Source organism: Micromonospora salmantinae, assembly GCF_022230905.1.
GTDB lineage: Bacteria > Actinomycetota > Actinomycetes > Mycobacteriales > Micromonosporaceae > Micromonospora > Micromonospora salmantinae.
The window spans coordinates 17059-32275 of sequence record NZ_JAKKFG010000025.1; the positions used below are offsets into that span (position 1 = coordinate 17059).

Here is a 15217-nt window from a genome sequence, read left to right on the forward strand (position 1 = left end):
GTGCCGCCAGGCTTCAACATTTCGTTGACAATCAGGCGTTCATAAGGTGTGCTCGGGGTATGACGACCGAGGACATCTTCACCGCGCCGGACCCTGGCCGGGCCCGCGCCCACCGCACCCACGAGGCGTTACAGCGGATCAGCGAGCGGCACGCCGGCACCGACACGCGGCGCGGCCGGTGGGCCCACCCGTACGTGCTCGACCCGTGGGAGGCGGTCGCCCTGGTCACCGCGCTGGCCGCCGGCGGGGCCGAGCGCGAACCCGCGGAGGAGCCGATCGACGCCGCCGACCTGACCGCCGCGCTGACCCTGCTGCCCCACGTCCGCGCCGAGCTGGACGCCCTGGAGGCCGGCCTGCTGACGCTGGCCCGCGACCGAGGGCTGACCTGGCAGGCGATCGCGTACGGGCTGGGGTTGGGCAGCGCACAGGCGGCCCGGCAGCGCTACGAACGGGTCGCCGCCCGCTCGGCCGAGCAGACCCCCTGATCCGGCGCAGCTTGGGCCGGGACCGGGCGGATCGGCACGCCGCGCGTGTGACGGCCGCGGGGCGGGCACACTGTGCGCACGACGAGGAGGCACCCATGGAGCGCGCGGAGATGTTGGCGTACTGCCTGGCCAAGCCGGGAGCGTGGCTGGACCAACCGTGGGAGGGCGACGAGGTGGTGAAGGTGGGCGGCCGGATCTTCGCGTTCCTCGGCAGCGCCGGGGGCAAACCGACGGTAGGCATCAAGTGCGGGCCGACTCGCGAGGTGGCCGACGAGTGGCTGCACCGGCACCCCGACGACGCCAGCGTGATGGCCTACATCGGCCGGTCCGGGTGGAACACGCTGCGCCTGGACGGCGGGATCGACGACGAGGAGCTGACCGAGGCGGTCGACTCGTCGTACGACATGGTGGTGGCCAAGCTCCCCAAGCGGGAGCGCCCGACGGCCTGAACCGCCGCGGCGCCGGCGGCCAACGCCGACGCCACGGCACAGCTCAGCGCGGAACGACCCGCTCGGTGGCCCACTCCCGCCAGCCGGCCAGCCGGTCCGCCGCGTCGGCGAGCTGGTCGGCGACCGGGCCGGGGCCGGTGGAACCGGGGGTGGTCCGGGCCGCGAGAGCCGAACGGACCGAGAGCACGTCGCGCACCGACGGGTCGAGGTGCCCGCTGATAGCGGCCAGGTCCTCGTCGGAGACGTCGTTCAGCTCGCACTCCCGAGCCGCGCAGAGCGCCACCAACTGGCCGGTGATCTCGTGCGCGTCGCGGAACGGCACGTTGCGTCGGACCAGCCAGTCGGCGACCTCGGTGGCGAGGGAGAAGCCGACCGGTGCGGCGGCGACGAGGCGGTCCACCCGGACCGTCATCGTGGAGATCATTCCCGCCAGGGCCGGAAGCAGCAGCTCCAGGGTGTCGACCGCGTCGAAGGCCGGCTCCTTGTCCTCCTGCATGTCCCGGTCGTAGGTCATCGGCAGGCCCTTGAGCATGGTGAGCACTGTCATCAGGCCGCCGACCAGACGCCCGGACTTGCCCCGGGCCAGCTCGGCGATGTCCGCGTTCTTCTTCTGCGGCATGATCGACGAGCCGGTGGCGAAGGAGTCGTCCAGCTCCACCCAGCCGAACTCGTGCGAGGTCCAGAGCACCACCTCCTCGCCGAGCCGGGACAGGTGCACCCCGATCAGGGCGGTGGTGAAGAGGAACTCGGCCACGAAGTCCCGGTCGGCGACGGCGTCCATCGAGTTGGCGAACGACGTACGGAAGCCCAACTCCTTGGCCACCGCCACCGGGTCCAGTGGGAGCCCGGAACCGGCCAGGGCGCCCGCGCCGAGCGGGCTGATCGCCGCCCGGTGGTCCCAGTCGCGCAGCCGCTCGAGATCGCGCAGCAGCGGCTGCACGTGGGCGAGCAGCCAGTGCCCGAAGGTGACCGGCTGGGCGTGCTGGAGGTGGGTCATGCCCGGCGCGGCGGTGTCGATGTGCCGCTCGGCCTGCTCGACCAGCGCCTCCGCCAACTCGACCAGGCGGCTCGCCACGCCCCGGGCATGGTCGCGCAGGTAGAGCCGCAGGTCGGTGGCGACCTGGTCATTGCGGGACCGGCCCGCGCGCAGCTTGCCACCGAGGCTGCCGAGACGCTCCAGCAGACCGCGCTCCAGCGCGGTGTGCACGTCCTCGTCGTCAATGGTGGGGCGGAACGTTCCGGAGGCGCAGGCGGCCTCCAGGTCGTCCAGCGCGGCCAGCATCCGGCCCAGCTCCTCCGGATCGAGCAGGCCGGCGCCGGCGAGGACCCGGGCGTGCGCCCGGGAACCGGCGATGTCGTACGGGGCCAGGCGCCAGTCGAACTGCACGCTCACCGACAGTCGGGCGAGCGCCTCGGCGGGGCCGCCCGCGAACCGGCCACCCCAGAGGCTCGTCCGGTTGGTGGCGGCGCTGTTCTCGGTCAGGCTCTTGTCGTCCACGTCGCCCATCATTGCGTTGGTTGCCTCTCGCTCGCGACTGCGGGGCCCGCTCGCCGCGCTTGCTCAGTCTTCGCGCTCACCCATGTCACTGTCCGCCACCGCCCAAACGGGCGTCCCGAGCGGCGGCCATCCGGCTCGGCAGCCCCCACAGCTGCACGAAGCCCTTGGCCAGGGACTGGTCGAAGGTGTCGCCGGTGTCGTAGGTGGCCATCCCGAAGTCGTAGAGGCTCGCCTCGGAGCGCCGGCCGGTCACAGTGGCCCGGCCGCCGTGCAGAATCATCCGTACCTCGCCGCTCACGTGCCGCTGCGCGTCGTCGATGAACGCGTCCAGCGACGCCTTCAGCGGCGAGAACCACAGACCGTCGTAGACGAGTTCGCCCCAGCGCTGGTCGACGCCCTTCTTGAACCGGGCCAGGTCCCGCTCGACGGTCACCGCCTCCAACTCCTGGTGGGCGGTGATCAGCGCGATCGCGCCGGGCGCCTCGTACACCTCTCGGCTCTTGATGCCAACCAGGCGGTCCTCGACCATGTCGAGCCGGCCCACGCCCTGGGCGCCGGCGCGCCGGTTGAGCTCCAGGATCGCCTGGTACGGGGTGACCGTCTCACCGTCGATCGCCACCGGCACGCCGCCGTCGAAGGTGATCACGACCTCGTCGGGGTCGCGCTCCTGGGTCGGGTCCGAGGTGTACGAGTAGAGGCCCTCGACGGGGGCGTTCCAGATGTCCTCCAGGAAGCCGGTCTCCACCGCGCGACCCCACAGGTTCTGGTCGATCGAGTACGGCGACTTGGCCGACACGTCGATCGGCAGCCCCTTCTCCTCGGCGAAGGCGATCGCCTTGTCCCGGGTCCAGGCGAAGTCCCGGGCCGGCGCGATGATCTTCAGGTCGGGGGCGAGCGCGTTCAGGCCCACCTCGAACCGGACCTGGTCGTTGCCCTTGCCGGTGCAGCCGTGCGACACGATCGTGCCGCCGTGCTTGCGCGCCGCCGCCACCAGGTGCTTGACGATCAGCGGCCGGGACAGCGCCGACACCAGGGGGTAGCGGTCCATGTAGAGCGCGTTGGCCCGGATCGCCGGCAGGCAGTAGTCGGCGGCGAACTCGTCGCGCGCGTCCACCACCTCGGACTCGGCGGCACCGCAGTCCAGGGCACGCTGCCGGATGGCGTCGAGATCCTCACCGCCCTGCCCGACGTCGACCGCTACCGCGATCACCTCGGCGCCGGTCTGCTCGGACAGGTACGGAATGGCGACGGAGGTGTCCAACCCGCCGGAGTACGCGAGCACGACCCGCTCGGTCATGACGTGGTGTTCCCTTCAGCGGTGTCTTCCCGGCGGGCCCAGCCGGCGAGCTTGTCTCCGAGCGCGGCCCCGCCGACGGCCTCACGGGCCACGACGAGGATGGTGTCGTCGCCGGCGATGGTGCCGACGATCTCGGGCAGGCCCGCCCTGTCCAACGCGCTGGCCAGGTACTGGGCTGCGCCCGGCGGTGTCCGCAGCACGGCGATGTTGCCGCTGGAGTCGACCCCGTTGAGCAGTTCGCGCAGCAGCCGCACCAGCCTGGCCGGCGCGGCCTCGGCGTCGCGCAACGGTCGCTGCCCGTCCTCGGGGATCAGGTAGACGGCCGGGCCGTCGCCGCCGCGCACCTTGACCGCGCCCAACTCCTCCAGGTCCCGCGAGAGAGTGGCCTGGGTGACGCCGACGCCGTCGGCGGCGAGCATGTCGGCCAACTCGGTCTGCGACCGGATCGACCGGTCGCGGATCAGTTCCACGATCCGCGCGTGCCGGGCCGCGCGAGTCAGCGGCGCGGTCATCGCTGCCCCCCGGTGACGGCATCGCCGGTCCCGGCGCCTCCCGTCGCGGTTCCCAACAGGAACGTCAGCAGCGCCTTCTGCACGTGCAGCCGGTTCTCCGCCTGGTCGAAGACCGCGCTCTGCGAGCCGTCGAGCACCTCGTCGGTAATCTCCTCACCACGATGTGCGGGCAGGCAGTGCAGCACTATCGCGTCCGGCGCGGCCTGACCGAGCAACTCCTTGTTGACCTGGTACGGCAGGAACGGGGTGATCCGGTCCAACCCGTCGGACTCCTGCCCCATCGACGTCCAGGTGTCGGTGGCCAGCACGTCGGCGTCGCGTACCGCCTGGGCCGGGTCGGTCAGCACCCGCACCGACCCGCCGGTCGCCGCGGCGATCTGGGCGGCCCGTTCCACAACGGCCGCGTCCGGCGCGAACCCGGCCGGGCCGGCGATCCGCACGTGCATCCCGGCGGTCGCCCCGGCCAGCAGGTACGACTGCGCCATGTTGTTCGCGCCGTCCCCCACGTACGCCAGGGTGCGCCCGGCCGTGCCACCGCACCGCTCCCGGATGGTGAGCAGGTCGGCCAGCAGCTGGCACGGGTGGAAACCGTCGGTGAGCGCGTTGACCACCGGCACTGTCGCGCCCGCCGCCACCTCGGCGATCCGCTCGTCGCCGTGGGTCCGCAGGACGATCGCCGCGACGTAGCGGGACAGCACCCGCCCCGCGTCGGCGAGCGACTCACCGCGACCGAAGTGGGTGACCTGCGTGTCCACCACCAGGGGGTGCCCGCCCAGTTCGGCGATCCCGGCGTCGAACGAGATCCTGGTCCGCAGGCTCTGCTTGTCGAAGAGCACCGCCACCGAGCGGGGGCCCACCAGCGGCCGGTGGCCGAACCGGTCCGCCTTCATCCGCGCCGCCAGGTCGAGGACCGCGGACTGTTCGGCCGGCGAGAGGTCGTCGTCGCGCAGGAAGTGCCGGGTCATCGAGTCGTCCCCGTCGTGGTGGTCAGTGTGGCTGGTGCGGTCTGCGCGCCGGCGGCGGCCGGGGCGGTCGCGTCCAGTGCGGCGGGCAGCGCCGCGAGGAAGGTGTCGGCCTGGGCTGCGGTGAGGATCAGCGGTGGGGCCAACCGGATCACACCCGGCTGCACCGGGTTGACCAGGAAACCGGCTTCCCGCAGCGCCTCGGCCAGCACCGAGGCGACCGGCGCGGTGAGCGCCACGCCGAGCAGCAGACCGGCGCCGCGTACCTCGCCGATCAGCGGGTGGCCCAGCGCCTCGATGCCGTGACGCAGCCGCTCACCGACCCGCTTGACGTTGTCGAGCAGGCCCTCGTTGGCGATGGTCGCCACCACGGCGAGCGCCGCCGCGCAACTGACCGGGTTGCCGCCGAACGTGGTGCCGTGCGAGCCGGGGGTGAGCAGGTCCGCGGCGGGGCCGAAAGCCAGGGTCGCGCCGATGGGCAGCCCGCCACCCAGCCCCTTGGCCAGGGTGACCACGTCCGGCTCCACACCCTCGGCCTGGTGCGCGAACCAGTGCCCGGTACGCCCGACTCCGGTCTGCACCTCGTCGAGGACCAGCAGCGCGCCGTGCCGGGCGGTGATCCGCCGGGCCGCGGCGAGGTAGCCGGCCGGCGGGACCAGCACACCGTTCTCACCCTGAACGGGTTCCAGGATCACCATCGCGGTGGCCTCCGAGACGGCCGCTTCGAGGGCGGCGACGTCGCCGTAGTCGACGTGGGTCACCTCGCCGGGCAGCGGCCGGAACGGGTCGGCCTTGGCCGGTTGGCCGGTCAGCGCGAGGGCGCCCATGGTGCGGCCGTGGAAGCCGCCCCTGGTGGCCACCACCTGGGTGCGGCCGGTGCGCCGGGACAGCTTGAACGCCGCCTCGTTCGCCTCCGCGCCCGAGTTGGCGAAGAACACCCGGCCCGGTCGGCCGGCGAGCGCCAACAAAAGCTCGGCGAGGGCGACCGGCGGCTCGGCCACATAGAGGTTGGAGACGTGCCCAAGGGTCGCGACCTGCTTCGACACCGCCGCCACCACCGCCGGGTGGGCGTGACCGAGGGCGTTGACAGCGATGCCACCCACCAGGTCCAGGTACTCCCGGCCGGCGTCGTCGACCACGACGGCACCGTGACCGGAGACCAACGCCATCGGCGGCGTGCCGTAGTTGTCCATCATGGACTGCTTCCACCGCTGCGCCAACGTGCTCATGTCGCGTCCGTCCCGTCTCCCGGCACCACCATCGTTCCGAACCCTTCCGAGGTGAACACCTCAAGCAACGTGGAGTGCGCCACCCGGCCGTCGACGACGTGCGCGGCGGGCACTCCCCCACGCACCGCCCGCAGGCACGCCTCCATCTTCGGCACCATCCCGGACTCCAGGCTGGGCAGCAGCTTGGCCAGGTCGTCCGCGGCGATCTCGGAGACCAGGCTGGTGGTGTCCGGCCAGTCCGCGTACAGGCCGGCCACGTCGGTGAGCACGACCAGCTTGCGGGCCCGCAACGCGATGGCCAGCGCCGCGGCGGCAGTGTCCGCGTTGAGGTTGTGCAGCACACCCTCCACGTCCGGCGCCACCGTGGAGATCACCGGAATCCGACCGGCCTCGATCAGGTCGGTCACCGCGGACACGTCGACCGACTCGACGTCCCCGACCTGGCCCACGTCGACCGGCACCCCGTCCACGTACGCCGGACGCCGCACCGCCGTGAACAGCCGGGCGTCCTCGCCAGAGAGGCCGACCGCGTACGGACCGTGCGAGTTGATCAGACCGACCAGCTCCCGGCCCACCTGGCCGACCAGCACCATCCGGACCACGTCCATCGCCTCGGCGGTGGTCACCCGCAGACCACCCCGGAACTCGCTGGCGATGCCGAGGCGACCCAGCATGGCGGAGATCTGCGGACCGCCGCCGTGCACCACCACGGGCTTCAGGCCGGCATAGCGCAGGAAGACCATGTCGGCCGCGAACGCCCGCTGCAACTCCGGGTCCGTCATCGCGTTGCCGCCGTACTTGACCACGACCGTCGAGCCGGTGAAGCGTGCCAACCAGGGCAGCGCCTCGATCAACGTCTCCGCCTTGACCTGGGCGCGAGCCAAATCGCTGCTGAGACTCACCGCGCCGGCCTTTCGTTCGCGACTGCGGGACTCCGCTGCGCTGCGTTCCTCGCGCTCACGTTGAGTACGCCGAGTTCTCGTGCACGTACGCGTGGGACAGGTCGTTGGTCCAGATCGTGGCGGCCGACGTACCAGCGTGCAGGTCGATCCGGATGGTCACGTCCCGCCCGGTCAGGTCGACCTTCGAACGGTCCTCGGCGGCGGCGCCGCCCCGGCACACCCACACCCCGTTGACCGCCACGTCCACCTCGTCCGGCTCGAACGCGGCGGCGGTGGTGCCGACGGCGGCGAGGATCCGGCCCCAGTTGGGGTCGTTGCCGAACAGCGCCGTCTTGACCAGGTTGTTGCGGGCCACCGAACGGCCCACCTCGACCGCCTCGTCCTCGTCCGCCGCGCCGACCACGTCGATGGCGATCTGCTTCGTGGCGCCCTCGGCGTCGGCCACCAACTGCTGGGCCAGGTCGTGACAGGCCGCGGTGACGGCGGCGGCCAGCTCGGCCGGCGTCGGCTCGATGCCGCTCGCACCGCTGGCCAGCAGCAGCACCGTGTCGTTGGTGGACATGCAGCCGTCGGAGTCGACCCGGTCGAAGGTGACCCGGGTCGCCGCCCGCAACGCCTCGTCCAGCGTCGCCGGCCCGGCCACCGCGTCGGTGGTCAGCACACAGAGCATGGTGGCCATCCCGGGCGCGAGCATTCCGGCGCCCTTGGCCATGCCGCCGACCGTCCAGCCGCTCCCCCGGGCCACAGTGGTCTTCGGCCGGGTGTCCGTGGTCATGATCGCTTCGGCGGCGGCCGGGCCGCCGTCGCGGGACAGCCCACGGATCGCCGAGCGGACGCCCGGCAGAAGCTTCGGCATCGGCAGCCGCTCACCGATCAGACCGGTCGAGCAGACCGCGACCTCACCGGCGCCGAGGATCAGCCGGGGGCTGACCGAGGTCAACGCGGCGGCGGTGTGCTCGGCGGTGGCGTGGGTGTCCTGGAAGCCGGCCGGACCGGTGCAGGCGTTGGCGCCACCGGAGTTGAGCACCACGGCGCGGACCACACCGCCCTGCACGACCTGCTGGGTCCAGAGCACCGGCGCGGCCTTGACCCGGTTGGTGGTGAAGACACCGGCCACACCGGCGTCCGGGCCGTCGTTGACCACCAGGGCGACGTCCGCGCCGCCGCTGGTCTTGAGGCCGGCGGCCACACCGGCCGCCCGGAACCCCCGAGGGGTGGTGACACTCATGGGGCGGTCCCCCAGATCGAGAGGCCCGTCGTCTCCGGCAGGCCGAGCATCAGGTTGGCGTTCTGGACGGCCTGACCGGCCGCGCCCTTGCCCAGGTTGTCCAACGCGCTGAGCACGATCAGACGACCCGAGTCGACGTCAACGGTGGCCTGGAGGTGACACGAGTTGGAGCCCAGGGTCGCGGCGGTGTGCGGCCAACGGCCCTCCGGCAGCACGTGCACGAACGGCGCGTCCGCGTACGCCCGCGCCAGCACCTCCTGCGGATCCACGCCGCGCGCCGGCACCGCGGTGACGGTGGCCAGGATGCCGCGCGGCATCGGCGCCAGGACCGGCGTGAGCGACAGTCCGGTCGCGCCCGTGGCCTGCTTGATCTCCGGGACGTGCTGGTGGGTGCCCACCCGGTACGGCGACAGGTCGCCCATCACCTCGCTGGCCAACAGGTGCGGCTTGGTCGCCCGGCCGGCGCCGGAGGTGCCGGAGGCGGCGACCACCACCACGTCGGCGGGGTTGGCCGCGCCGTCGGCGATCAGCGGCGCGAGCGCCAGGGTGATCGCGGCGGCGTAGCAGCCGGTGTTCGCCACCCGGGTGGCGCCGGCGATCAGCTCCCGCTGGCCGGGCAACTCGGGCAGGCCGTAGGTCCAGTGCCCGGCGTGCGTGCCGCCGTAGTACTGCGCCCAGGCGTACGGGTCGCCCAGCCGGTGGTCGGCACCCAGGTCGACGATGCGCACCTCGGCCGGAAGCTGGGCCGCGAGAGCCGCCGACTGGCCGTGCGGCAGGGCCAGGAAGACCAGGTCCGCATCGGCCAGGATCGTCGGATCGGTCTCGCCGAGCACCAGGTCGAGCCCGGTGAGCTGCGGGTGCACCACGTCGACGCGGTGCCCGGCCTGGCTGTGTGCGGTGGCGGCGACCAGGTCGAACTCCGGGTGCCCGGCGATCAGGCGCAGCAGCTCGCCTCCGGCGTACCCGCTCGCTCCGGCGACCGCGACTCGGATCCCCATACTCACCTCCGCATGACTATGCAGCGAAGATTAACAAGGACGACACAGGACTGCAAGTTCATACACTGCTCTGCATGATGATGTAGTCCCAATCCCGATGAGCCAGAGCCTTTCATGCTTCTGGCTCATCGGGCTGCGGAGAGCCGGTCTCAGTCATCCGGTACCGGGACGCCGGCCAGCCGGTCACAGCGTGAACACCCAGAAGAAGGAGCTCGTCGGCGACTTCGAGAACAGCGGCCGCCAGTGGCGTCCCGCCGGCGAGCCTGCCCCGGTCAGCGTCCACGATTTCGCCGACCCGCAGTCGGGCAAAGCCGTCCCTACGGGATCTACGATCTGACCGCGAACACCGGCTGGGTCAATGTCGGCACCGATCACGACACCGCCGCGTTCGCAGTGGGAATCGATCCGCCGCCGGTGGCCGCCCTGGCCGCGGAACCCCTCGCCGTGCTGTTCGGCACCAGCCGCGGGCACAGACCGGCGAGGACAACAAGATCAAAACAACGTGTTAATGATCTGCAATCCCTTAGTCGAGTGACCAATTCGTCAGTTTCAGCGGATTAAGCATCAGCCACACGTTCGTCACACATTCAGCACTGACGTCGAAGGTGGCCACCCCATATCGATGATCTTCATTTCTAAGCATGTATCCGAGACCGTCAGCCGTGTCTCGTCGCTCAAAACGGAGAGCGGGTTGCTTACGCATCACTCCCATGAGCCACCGCGCTACATGATCCGAACCACGGATAACCCGAGGTGCGGCATTGACGAATCCGCCGCCATCTACTCGCAGTTCGACGTCCGGGGCCAACACGCGCAACAGGTCTTCAATATTCCCTCCAACCGTTGCGTCGCGAAATGCCCGAACAACTTCATCATGCTGTTGAGGAGAAACTTGTGCTCGCCTTCCTCCTCGAACGTGCCGACGTGCGGACGTCGCCAATTGCCTTACGGCTCCTGGTGAACGGCCCACAACACTGGCAATCTCGCCAAACGGCACACCGAATACATCATGCAGTACGAACGTCACTCGCTCCGCTGGGGTCATAGACTCGAGGACCGTCAACAAAGCCATACTGACCGTCTCATCGAGGGAAACGTGATCGAGCGGGTCGGCGGCGATATGACTGGAGCTCGTTGGCTCCTTCGCTGCGTCCGCAAAGAGGTCAGATGGGACTGGCTCCGGTAGCCATTGTCCGACGTACGTCTCCCGTCGTGCCCGCGCGGAGCCCAGCATGTCGAGTGAGATACGGCTCGCAACTCGCATCAACCACGCAGCGGGCGTGGCAATCGCTTCACGTTCCTCGGCCTCAAGGCGGTACCATCTGACATACGTCTCTTGCACAACATCTTCAGCATCGGCCAGGGTGCCCATCATACGAAAGGCCAGCGACATCAAACGGCGTCGCTCGGCCGCGACGGAATCGAGAATCCGCGATTCATCACGCTCGGCTCCTCCGAACCCTACGGATTCGGCAGGAAAATCTTCCGACATTGGGCACCCTTTCCGATCTGAGCGCGGCATGCCTCAACTATCATCTGACGCCCGAGCGTTCCATCGTCCTCTTATTTTGGTTTCAGGCGAGGGGGATTCCTGAAATGGGGTACCTCACAGTCCCTACCCGGTGAGCGCCACGTGGAACCATCGCATCGGGTGCCCCTTCCGCCTCCACGGTCACAACCTCGCGGTCGTCTCCGCGATCAGCCAGCGTGGCACGGAAGAGGTCATCGTGGTAGAAGCGGTCGGGTCCAGCGATCTCGACCTCGCTTCCCGGCTCCAATGTCGTGGCAGCCTCGGCGAGCAGCTCGATGACCTCGTCCAGTTCGACGGGCTGGATGAACGACCTGGGAGCGAAAACCTTTCCGTCCACAGTGTGCTGGTCGATGAGGACGGGAAGGTAGCTCTGGAATTGAGTGGCTCGAATGATGGTTGCGGGGATCGAACCGAATCTTGCGGCCTTCTCCTGCGCTACCTTGCCGAGGTAGTACCCAATCTCAGACGCGTCTCCTTGTCCGACGCCGACGATGGAGAGCAGGACGTGATGACGCACACCTGCCCGCTTGCCCTCCGCATTCAGATTGTTGATCGCTCCCTCGAAGAACGAAATCGCCCCCTCCGCATCAAAACGGGGGGTGTTCAGGACGTTCACGATGGTGTCGACTCCGACGAGGGCCTCGGCGAGCCCCTCGCCAGAGATCACGTCGATCCCGTCATCAAGTCCTCCCGAGACCACCTCGACGCCCCTGGCCTCCAGCTTGTCAGCAAGGGGGGAGCCGACACGGCCGCGCCCACCAGCGATGAAAACCTTCATTTTTCACTCCCGTTCCGGGCCACCGGTCGCCGCCCTCACCAATATGACGACGCAGGCCAGGAAGATGTCAGGTTCCGAGGCAGATCTTTCTCAGGGCCCCTCAGCCGCTGCGACCGGTGGGGGTAACCGGGGGGCGGACCTCACCGGTGAATGCGGGCCGTGGGGAGGGCTACGGCGCGCGCGTTGCATGGTAAGGCGTATGCCAACACGAAGCGAAGGTGCGCGGAGCCCGGTCTCGGCGTGGTCGACATCACCTGACTCCCGTTCGCGCCTCTCACGACGGGGGAACGATGCTTACCCCCCTCGTCGTCGAGATCACCTTCGGCCTCGGTGACCTCCCGCATGTACGCCACCTCGGCGTCATCCTGGCCTGGGCCCGCCATGCCCCCAGGATCGCATCCGGCTGCGAACCGCGCTCGGAGTTGCGAGACTTCTCTTAAGCTCCCCGGTCACGGCACCAACTGCCGGTGCCCTGAACATTGAGAACGGGCTTCCGTGCGGCGTCACTTGTCCATGGTCACCCGAACACATTCCAGCCAGTCCGTCCACGCGGCCGACTTTGACATCACCTCAAATGCTTCACGTTCATCCATTGAATAGCTACCCACGAGAGCCTCCGTAACGGGTGCCGTATTCAATCCACCGCTTTTAAAGGCCCTGGCCTGGTGAGAAATCACCAGGCCAGGGCCTTTAATCGCAGGTGCCCCGCCAGCGACTCGGACCCCGGACCCGCGGATCAAGAGATCGCGGGGCGGGGCGGGCCGACCCTCGTCAGGCGCCGCGCAGGGTGGCGCCGAGGCGTTCCGCCGCGACGGCGACCGCCGCGTCCCGTGCCGCGACCGCCTCCTCGACGGTGAGCGTCCGGTCCGGTGCCCGGAAGGTGAGCTTGTACGCCAGCGAGCGGCGGCCGGCGCCGAGCTGCGCGCCGGAATACACGTCGAAGAGCCGCACGTCCTCCAGCAGCTCACCGGCGCCCGCCTCCAGCGCCCGGCGCACCTGCTCCGCCGGCACCGAGTCGTCCACCACCAGAGCCACGTCGATCAGCGCCGGCGGGAAGCCGGAGACCGTCGGCGCCGGCGTCACCGGGGTCGGCGGCAGCGTGTCGAGGTTCAGCTCCATCGCGCTGGTGCGGCGGGGCAGCTCCAACGCCGCGACCACCACCGGGTGCAACTCGCCAGCGTGTCCGACGACCGAGTCGTCGACCCGCAGCTCGGCGCAGCGACCCGGGTGCCACGGGGCGTACTCGGCGGCGCGCACCTCGACCCGCTCGTCGGGGATCCCGGCGGCGGCCAGCACGTCACGGGCCGCCTCGATCGCGTCCGCCCAGCCGGCCGGTCGACCCGCACCCCACCAGCCGGCCGGGTCCAGGTCGCCGGAGAGCACCACCGCGACGTGCACCGGCTGCGCCGGCACCACAGCGTCGGCGGCCGCGAACTCGGCGTCGGTGGGGCGTCGGTCCACGCCCATCGCCGGCGGGCTGCCGGCGCCGACGCGCGGGTGGAAGACCGCGCCGATCTCGTAGAGGGCGAGGTCGCGGTGACCCCGGCCGAGGTTGCGCTTGAGGATGCCGAGCAGCGGGCCGAGCAGCGTGGTGCGCAGCAGCGGCTCCTCCTCGGACAGGGGGTTGGCCAGCCGCACCGCGGGCCGGCGCGGGTCGTCGGCCGGCAGGCCGAGCTGGTCGGCCAGCTCCGGCGACACGAACGGGTGCGCGAGCACCTCCACGTACCCCCGCTCGGCCAGCGACCCGGCGACGGCCCGGCGGCGACGCTGCCGCGGGGTCAGACCGCGCCCCGGAGGCGCGGTCGGCAGCACCGACGGCACCCGGTCGTACCCGTCGAGGCGGACCACCTCCTCGACCAGGTCGGCCGGGTCGGTCAGGTCGGGCCGCCAGGTCGGCGGGGTCACGCTCAGCACCGTCCCGACGCCGCTGGCCACGCCGACCGCGCCCGGGTCCTCGGACAACCGGTCCGCGCCCTGCGCGACAGTGCAGCCGACCCGCTCCAGCAGGGCGACCACCCGCGCCGGCGGGTACTCGACGCCGACCCGCCGGGTCGGCAGGTCCGCCGGAAGACTGATCGGGGTACGCGGCCGGACGTGGTCGATGTCCAGGATCTCCGCACTCGGCGTGCCCCCGCCGTGCTCGGTGAGCAGCCGCACGGCACGCTCCAGCGCGACCAGCGCCACGGCCGGGTCGACGCCCCGCTCCCAGCGCTTCGCGGCCTCGCTGAACAGCTTGTGCCGGCGGGCGGTGCGCCCGACCATCGCCGGGTCCCAGTGCGCCGCCTCGAAGAGCACTGTGGTGGTGCCGGCGACGACCTCACTGGTCTCGCCGCCCATCACCGCCGCCAGGGAGATCGGGCCGGTGTCGTCGCAGATCACCATGTCGTCGGCGGTGAGCACCCGGTTGACCCCGTCGAGGGTGGTCAGCTTCTCCCCCGCGTCGGCGCGACGGACCACCAGCGGCCCGGCGATCCGGTCGGCGTCGAAGGCGTGCATCGGCTGGCCCAGCTCCACCATCACGTAGTTGGTGATGTCGACGGGCAGCGAGATGCTGCGGATGCCGGCGGTGACGAGCCGCTGCTGCATCCAGGACGGTGTGGGCGCGGTCGGGTCGACCCCGCGGACCAGGCGGGCCGTGAACCGGTCGCAGCCGACAGTGTCGCGGACCTCCACCGGGTACGCCGGCGTCTCGGTGCCGCCCGGAGCCGGTGCCAGGGCCGGGTCGCGCAGCGGCACGTCGAACGCGTGCGACAGCTCCCGGGCCAGGCCGCGCAGGCTCAGCGCGTACCCCCGGTCGGGGGTGATCTCCAGATCGAGGACGACGTCGTCGAGGCCGACCACCGGGCGCGCGTCGTCACCCGGCTTGGCCGTCACGTCCGGCCCCAGCACGATGATGCCGGAGTGGTCGTCGCCCAGGCCCAGCTCCTTGACCGAGCAGATCATGCCCGCCGAGTTGTGCCCGTACGTCTTGCGGGCGCCGATGGCGAAGCCGCCGGGCAGCACGCCGCCGGGCAGGATCACCACCACCCGGTCACCCGGGGCGAAGTTACGGGCACCGCAGACGATCTCCTGCGGCTCACCGGTGCCGTTGGCGGCACCCACGTCGACCCGGCAGAACCGGATCGGCTTCTTGAAGCCGGTGAGCTCCTCGATCTCGCGGACCTCACCGACGACGAGCTGGCCGGTGACGGTCCCGGCCAGGTCCACCACGGACTCGACCTCGATGCCGAGATCGACCAGGGCCTGCTCCAGGTCACCGGTGGGCAGGTCGGCGGGGAGGTCGACGTACTCCCGCAGCCAACTGACAGAAACTCGCATGACTTCAGACCACCGTTCCCGTGTCTCGTA

General features: G+C 70.7%; 13 protein-coding genes and 1 pseudogene. 3 read left to right on the forward strand and 11 right to left on the reverse strand.

What is annotated here, in order from left to right:
* Positions 1 to 59 precede the first annotated feature (59 nt).
* Entirely contained in the window at positions 60 to 485 is a 426-nt protein-coding gene (locus PSH03_RS20680) for a DNA-binding protein (RefSeq protein WP_210786251.1), read from the forward strand.
* Between the two features lie 95 nt (positions 486 to 580).
* Positions 581 to 934 carry an MmcQ/YjbR family DNA-binding protein gene (locus tag PSH03_RS20685; protein WP_124771195.1) on the forward strand — a complete coding sequence of 118 codons (354 nt, stop codon included), beginning with the start codon at positions 581 to 583 and terminating at the stop codon, positions 932 to 934.
* A 43-nt stretch (positions 935 to 977) separates the two neighbouring features.
* On the opposite strand, the gene argH is transcribed toward PSH03_RS20685, so the two are convergent.
* The 8 genes from argH to argC all read right to left on the reverse strand — a co-directional run bounded on the left by argH (position 978) and on the right by argC (position 9560).
* Positions 978 to 2441: an argininosuccinate lyase gene (gene argH / locus PSH03_RS20690; protein WP_210786252.1), complete on the reverse strand. Its 1464-nt coding sequence runs from the start codon at positions 2439 to 2441 to the stop codon at positions 978 to 980.
* A 76-nt stretch (positions 2442 to 2517) separates the two neighbouring features.
* The gene (locus PSH03_RS20695) at positions 2518 to 3729 is read right to left on the reverse strand and encodes an argininosuccinate synthase (protein ID WP_210786253.1); all 1212 of its coding nucleotides are present in this window, start codon (positions 3727 to 3729) and stop codon (positions 2518 to 2520) included.
* A complete protein-coding gene (locus PSH03_RS20700) occupies positions 3726 to 4241 on the reverse strand; it encodes an arginine repressor (RefSeq protein ID WP_210786254.1) in 516 nt (171 codons plus the stop codon). Before PSH03_RS20700 ends, PSH03_RS20695 begins: the two co-directional genes overlap by 4 nt.
* Positions 4238 to 5206 carry an ornithine carbamoyltransferase gene (argF, locus tag PSH03_RS20705; RefSeq protein WP_210786255.1) on the reverse strand — a complete coding sequence of 323 codons (969 nt, stop codon included), beginning with the start codon at positions 5204 to 5206 and terminating at the stop codon, positions 4238 to 4240. Before argF ends, PSH03_RS20700 begins: the two co-directional genes overlap by 4 nt.
* Positions 5203 to 6432 carry an acetylornithine transaminase gene (locus PSH03_RS20710; protein WP_210786256.1) on the reverse strand — a complete coding sequence of 410 codons (1230 nt, stop codon included), beginning with the start codon at positions 6430 to 6432 and terminating at the stop codon, positions 5203 to 5205. The genes argF and PSH03_RS20710 overlap by 4 nt, the downstream gene beginning before the upstream one ends.
* Positions 6429 to 7334 carry an acetylglutamate kinase gene (gene argB / locus PSH03_RS20715; protein WP_091402003.1) on the reverse strand — a complete coding sequence of 302 codons (906 nt, stop codon included), beginning with the start codon at positions 7332 to 7334 and terminating at the stop codon, positions 6429 to 6431. Before argB ends, PSH03_RS20710 begins: the two co-directional genes overlap by 4 nt.
* A gap of 55 nt (positions 7335 to 7389) precedes the next feature.
* Positions 7390 to 8562 carry a bifunctional glutamate N-acetyltransferase/amino-acid acetyltransferase ArgJ gene (gene argJ / locus PSH03_RS20720; RefSeq protein ID WP_210786257.1) on the reverse strand — a complete coding sequence of 391 codons (1173 nt, stop codon included), beginning with the start codon at positions 8560 to 8562 and terminating at the stop codon, positions 7390 to 7392.
* The gene (gene argC, locus PSH03_RS20725; RefSeq protein WP_210786258.1) at positions 8559 to 9560 is read right to left on the reverse strand and encodes an N-acetyl-gamma-glutamyl-phosphate reductase; all 1002 of its coding nucleotides are present in this window, start codon (positions 9558 to 9560) and stop codon (positions 8559 to 8561) included. Before argC ends, argJ begins: the two co-directional genes overlap by 4 nt.
* Positions 9561 to 9747: 187 nt before the next feature.
* Between argC and PSH03_RS20730 the strand changes: the two are divergent.
* A pseudogene (locus tag PSH03_RS20730) lies at positions 9748 to 9978 on the forward strand (ISAzo13-like element transposase-related protein); the annotation flags it as partial.
* Between the two features lie 105 nt (positions 9979 to 10083).
* On the opposite strand, the gene sigJ reads toward PSH03_RS20730, so the two are convergent.
* From sigJ to pheT, 3 genes are all read right to left on the reverse strand, one after another.
* Complete coding sequence (sigJ, locus tag PSH03_RS20735) at positions 10084 to 11052, reverse strand: RNA polymerase sigma factor SigJ (RefSeq protein WP_210786259.1); 969 nt, start codon at positions 11050 to 11052, stop codon at positions 10084 to 10086.
* Positions 11053 to 11134: 82 nt separating this feature from the next.
* Positions 11135 to 11869, reverse strand: a complete 735-nt coding sequence (locus PSH03_RS20740) for an SDR family oxidoreductase (RefSeq protein ID WP_210786260.1) — start codon at positions 11867 to 11869, stop codon at positions 11135 to 11137.
* A gap of 771 nt (positions 11870 to 12640) precedes the next feature.
* Positions 12641 to 15187 carry a phenylalanine--tRNA ligase subunit beta gene (gene pheT / locus PSH03_RS20745; protein WP_238690150.1) on the reverse strand — a complete coding sequence of 849 codons (2547 nt, stop codon included), beginning with the start codon at positions 15185 to 15187 and terminating at the stop codon, positions 12641 to 12643.
* Between the last annotated feature and the right edge of the window lie 30 nt (positions 15188 to 15217).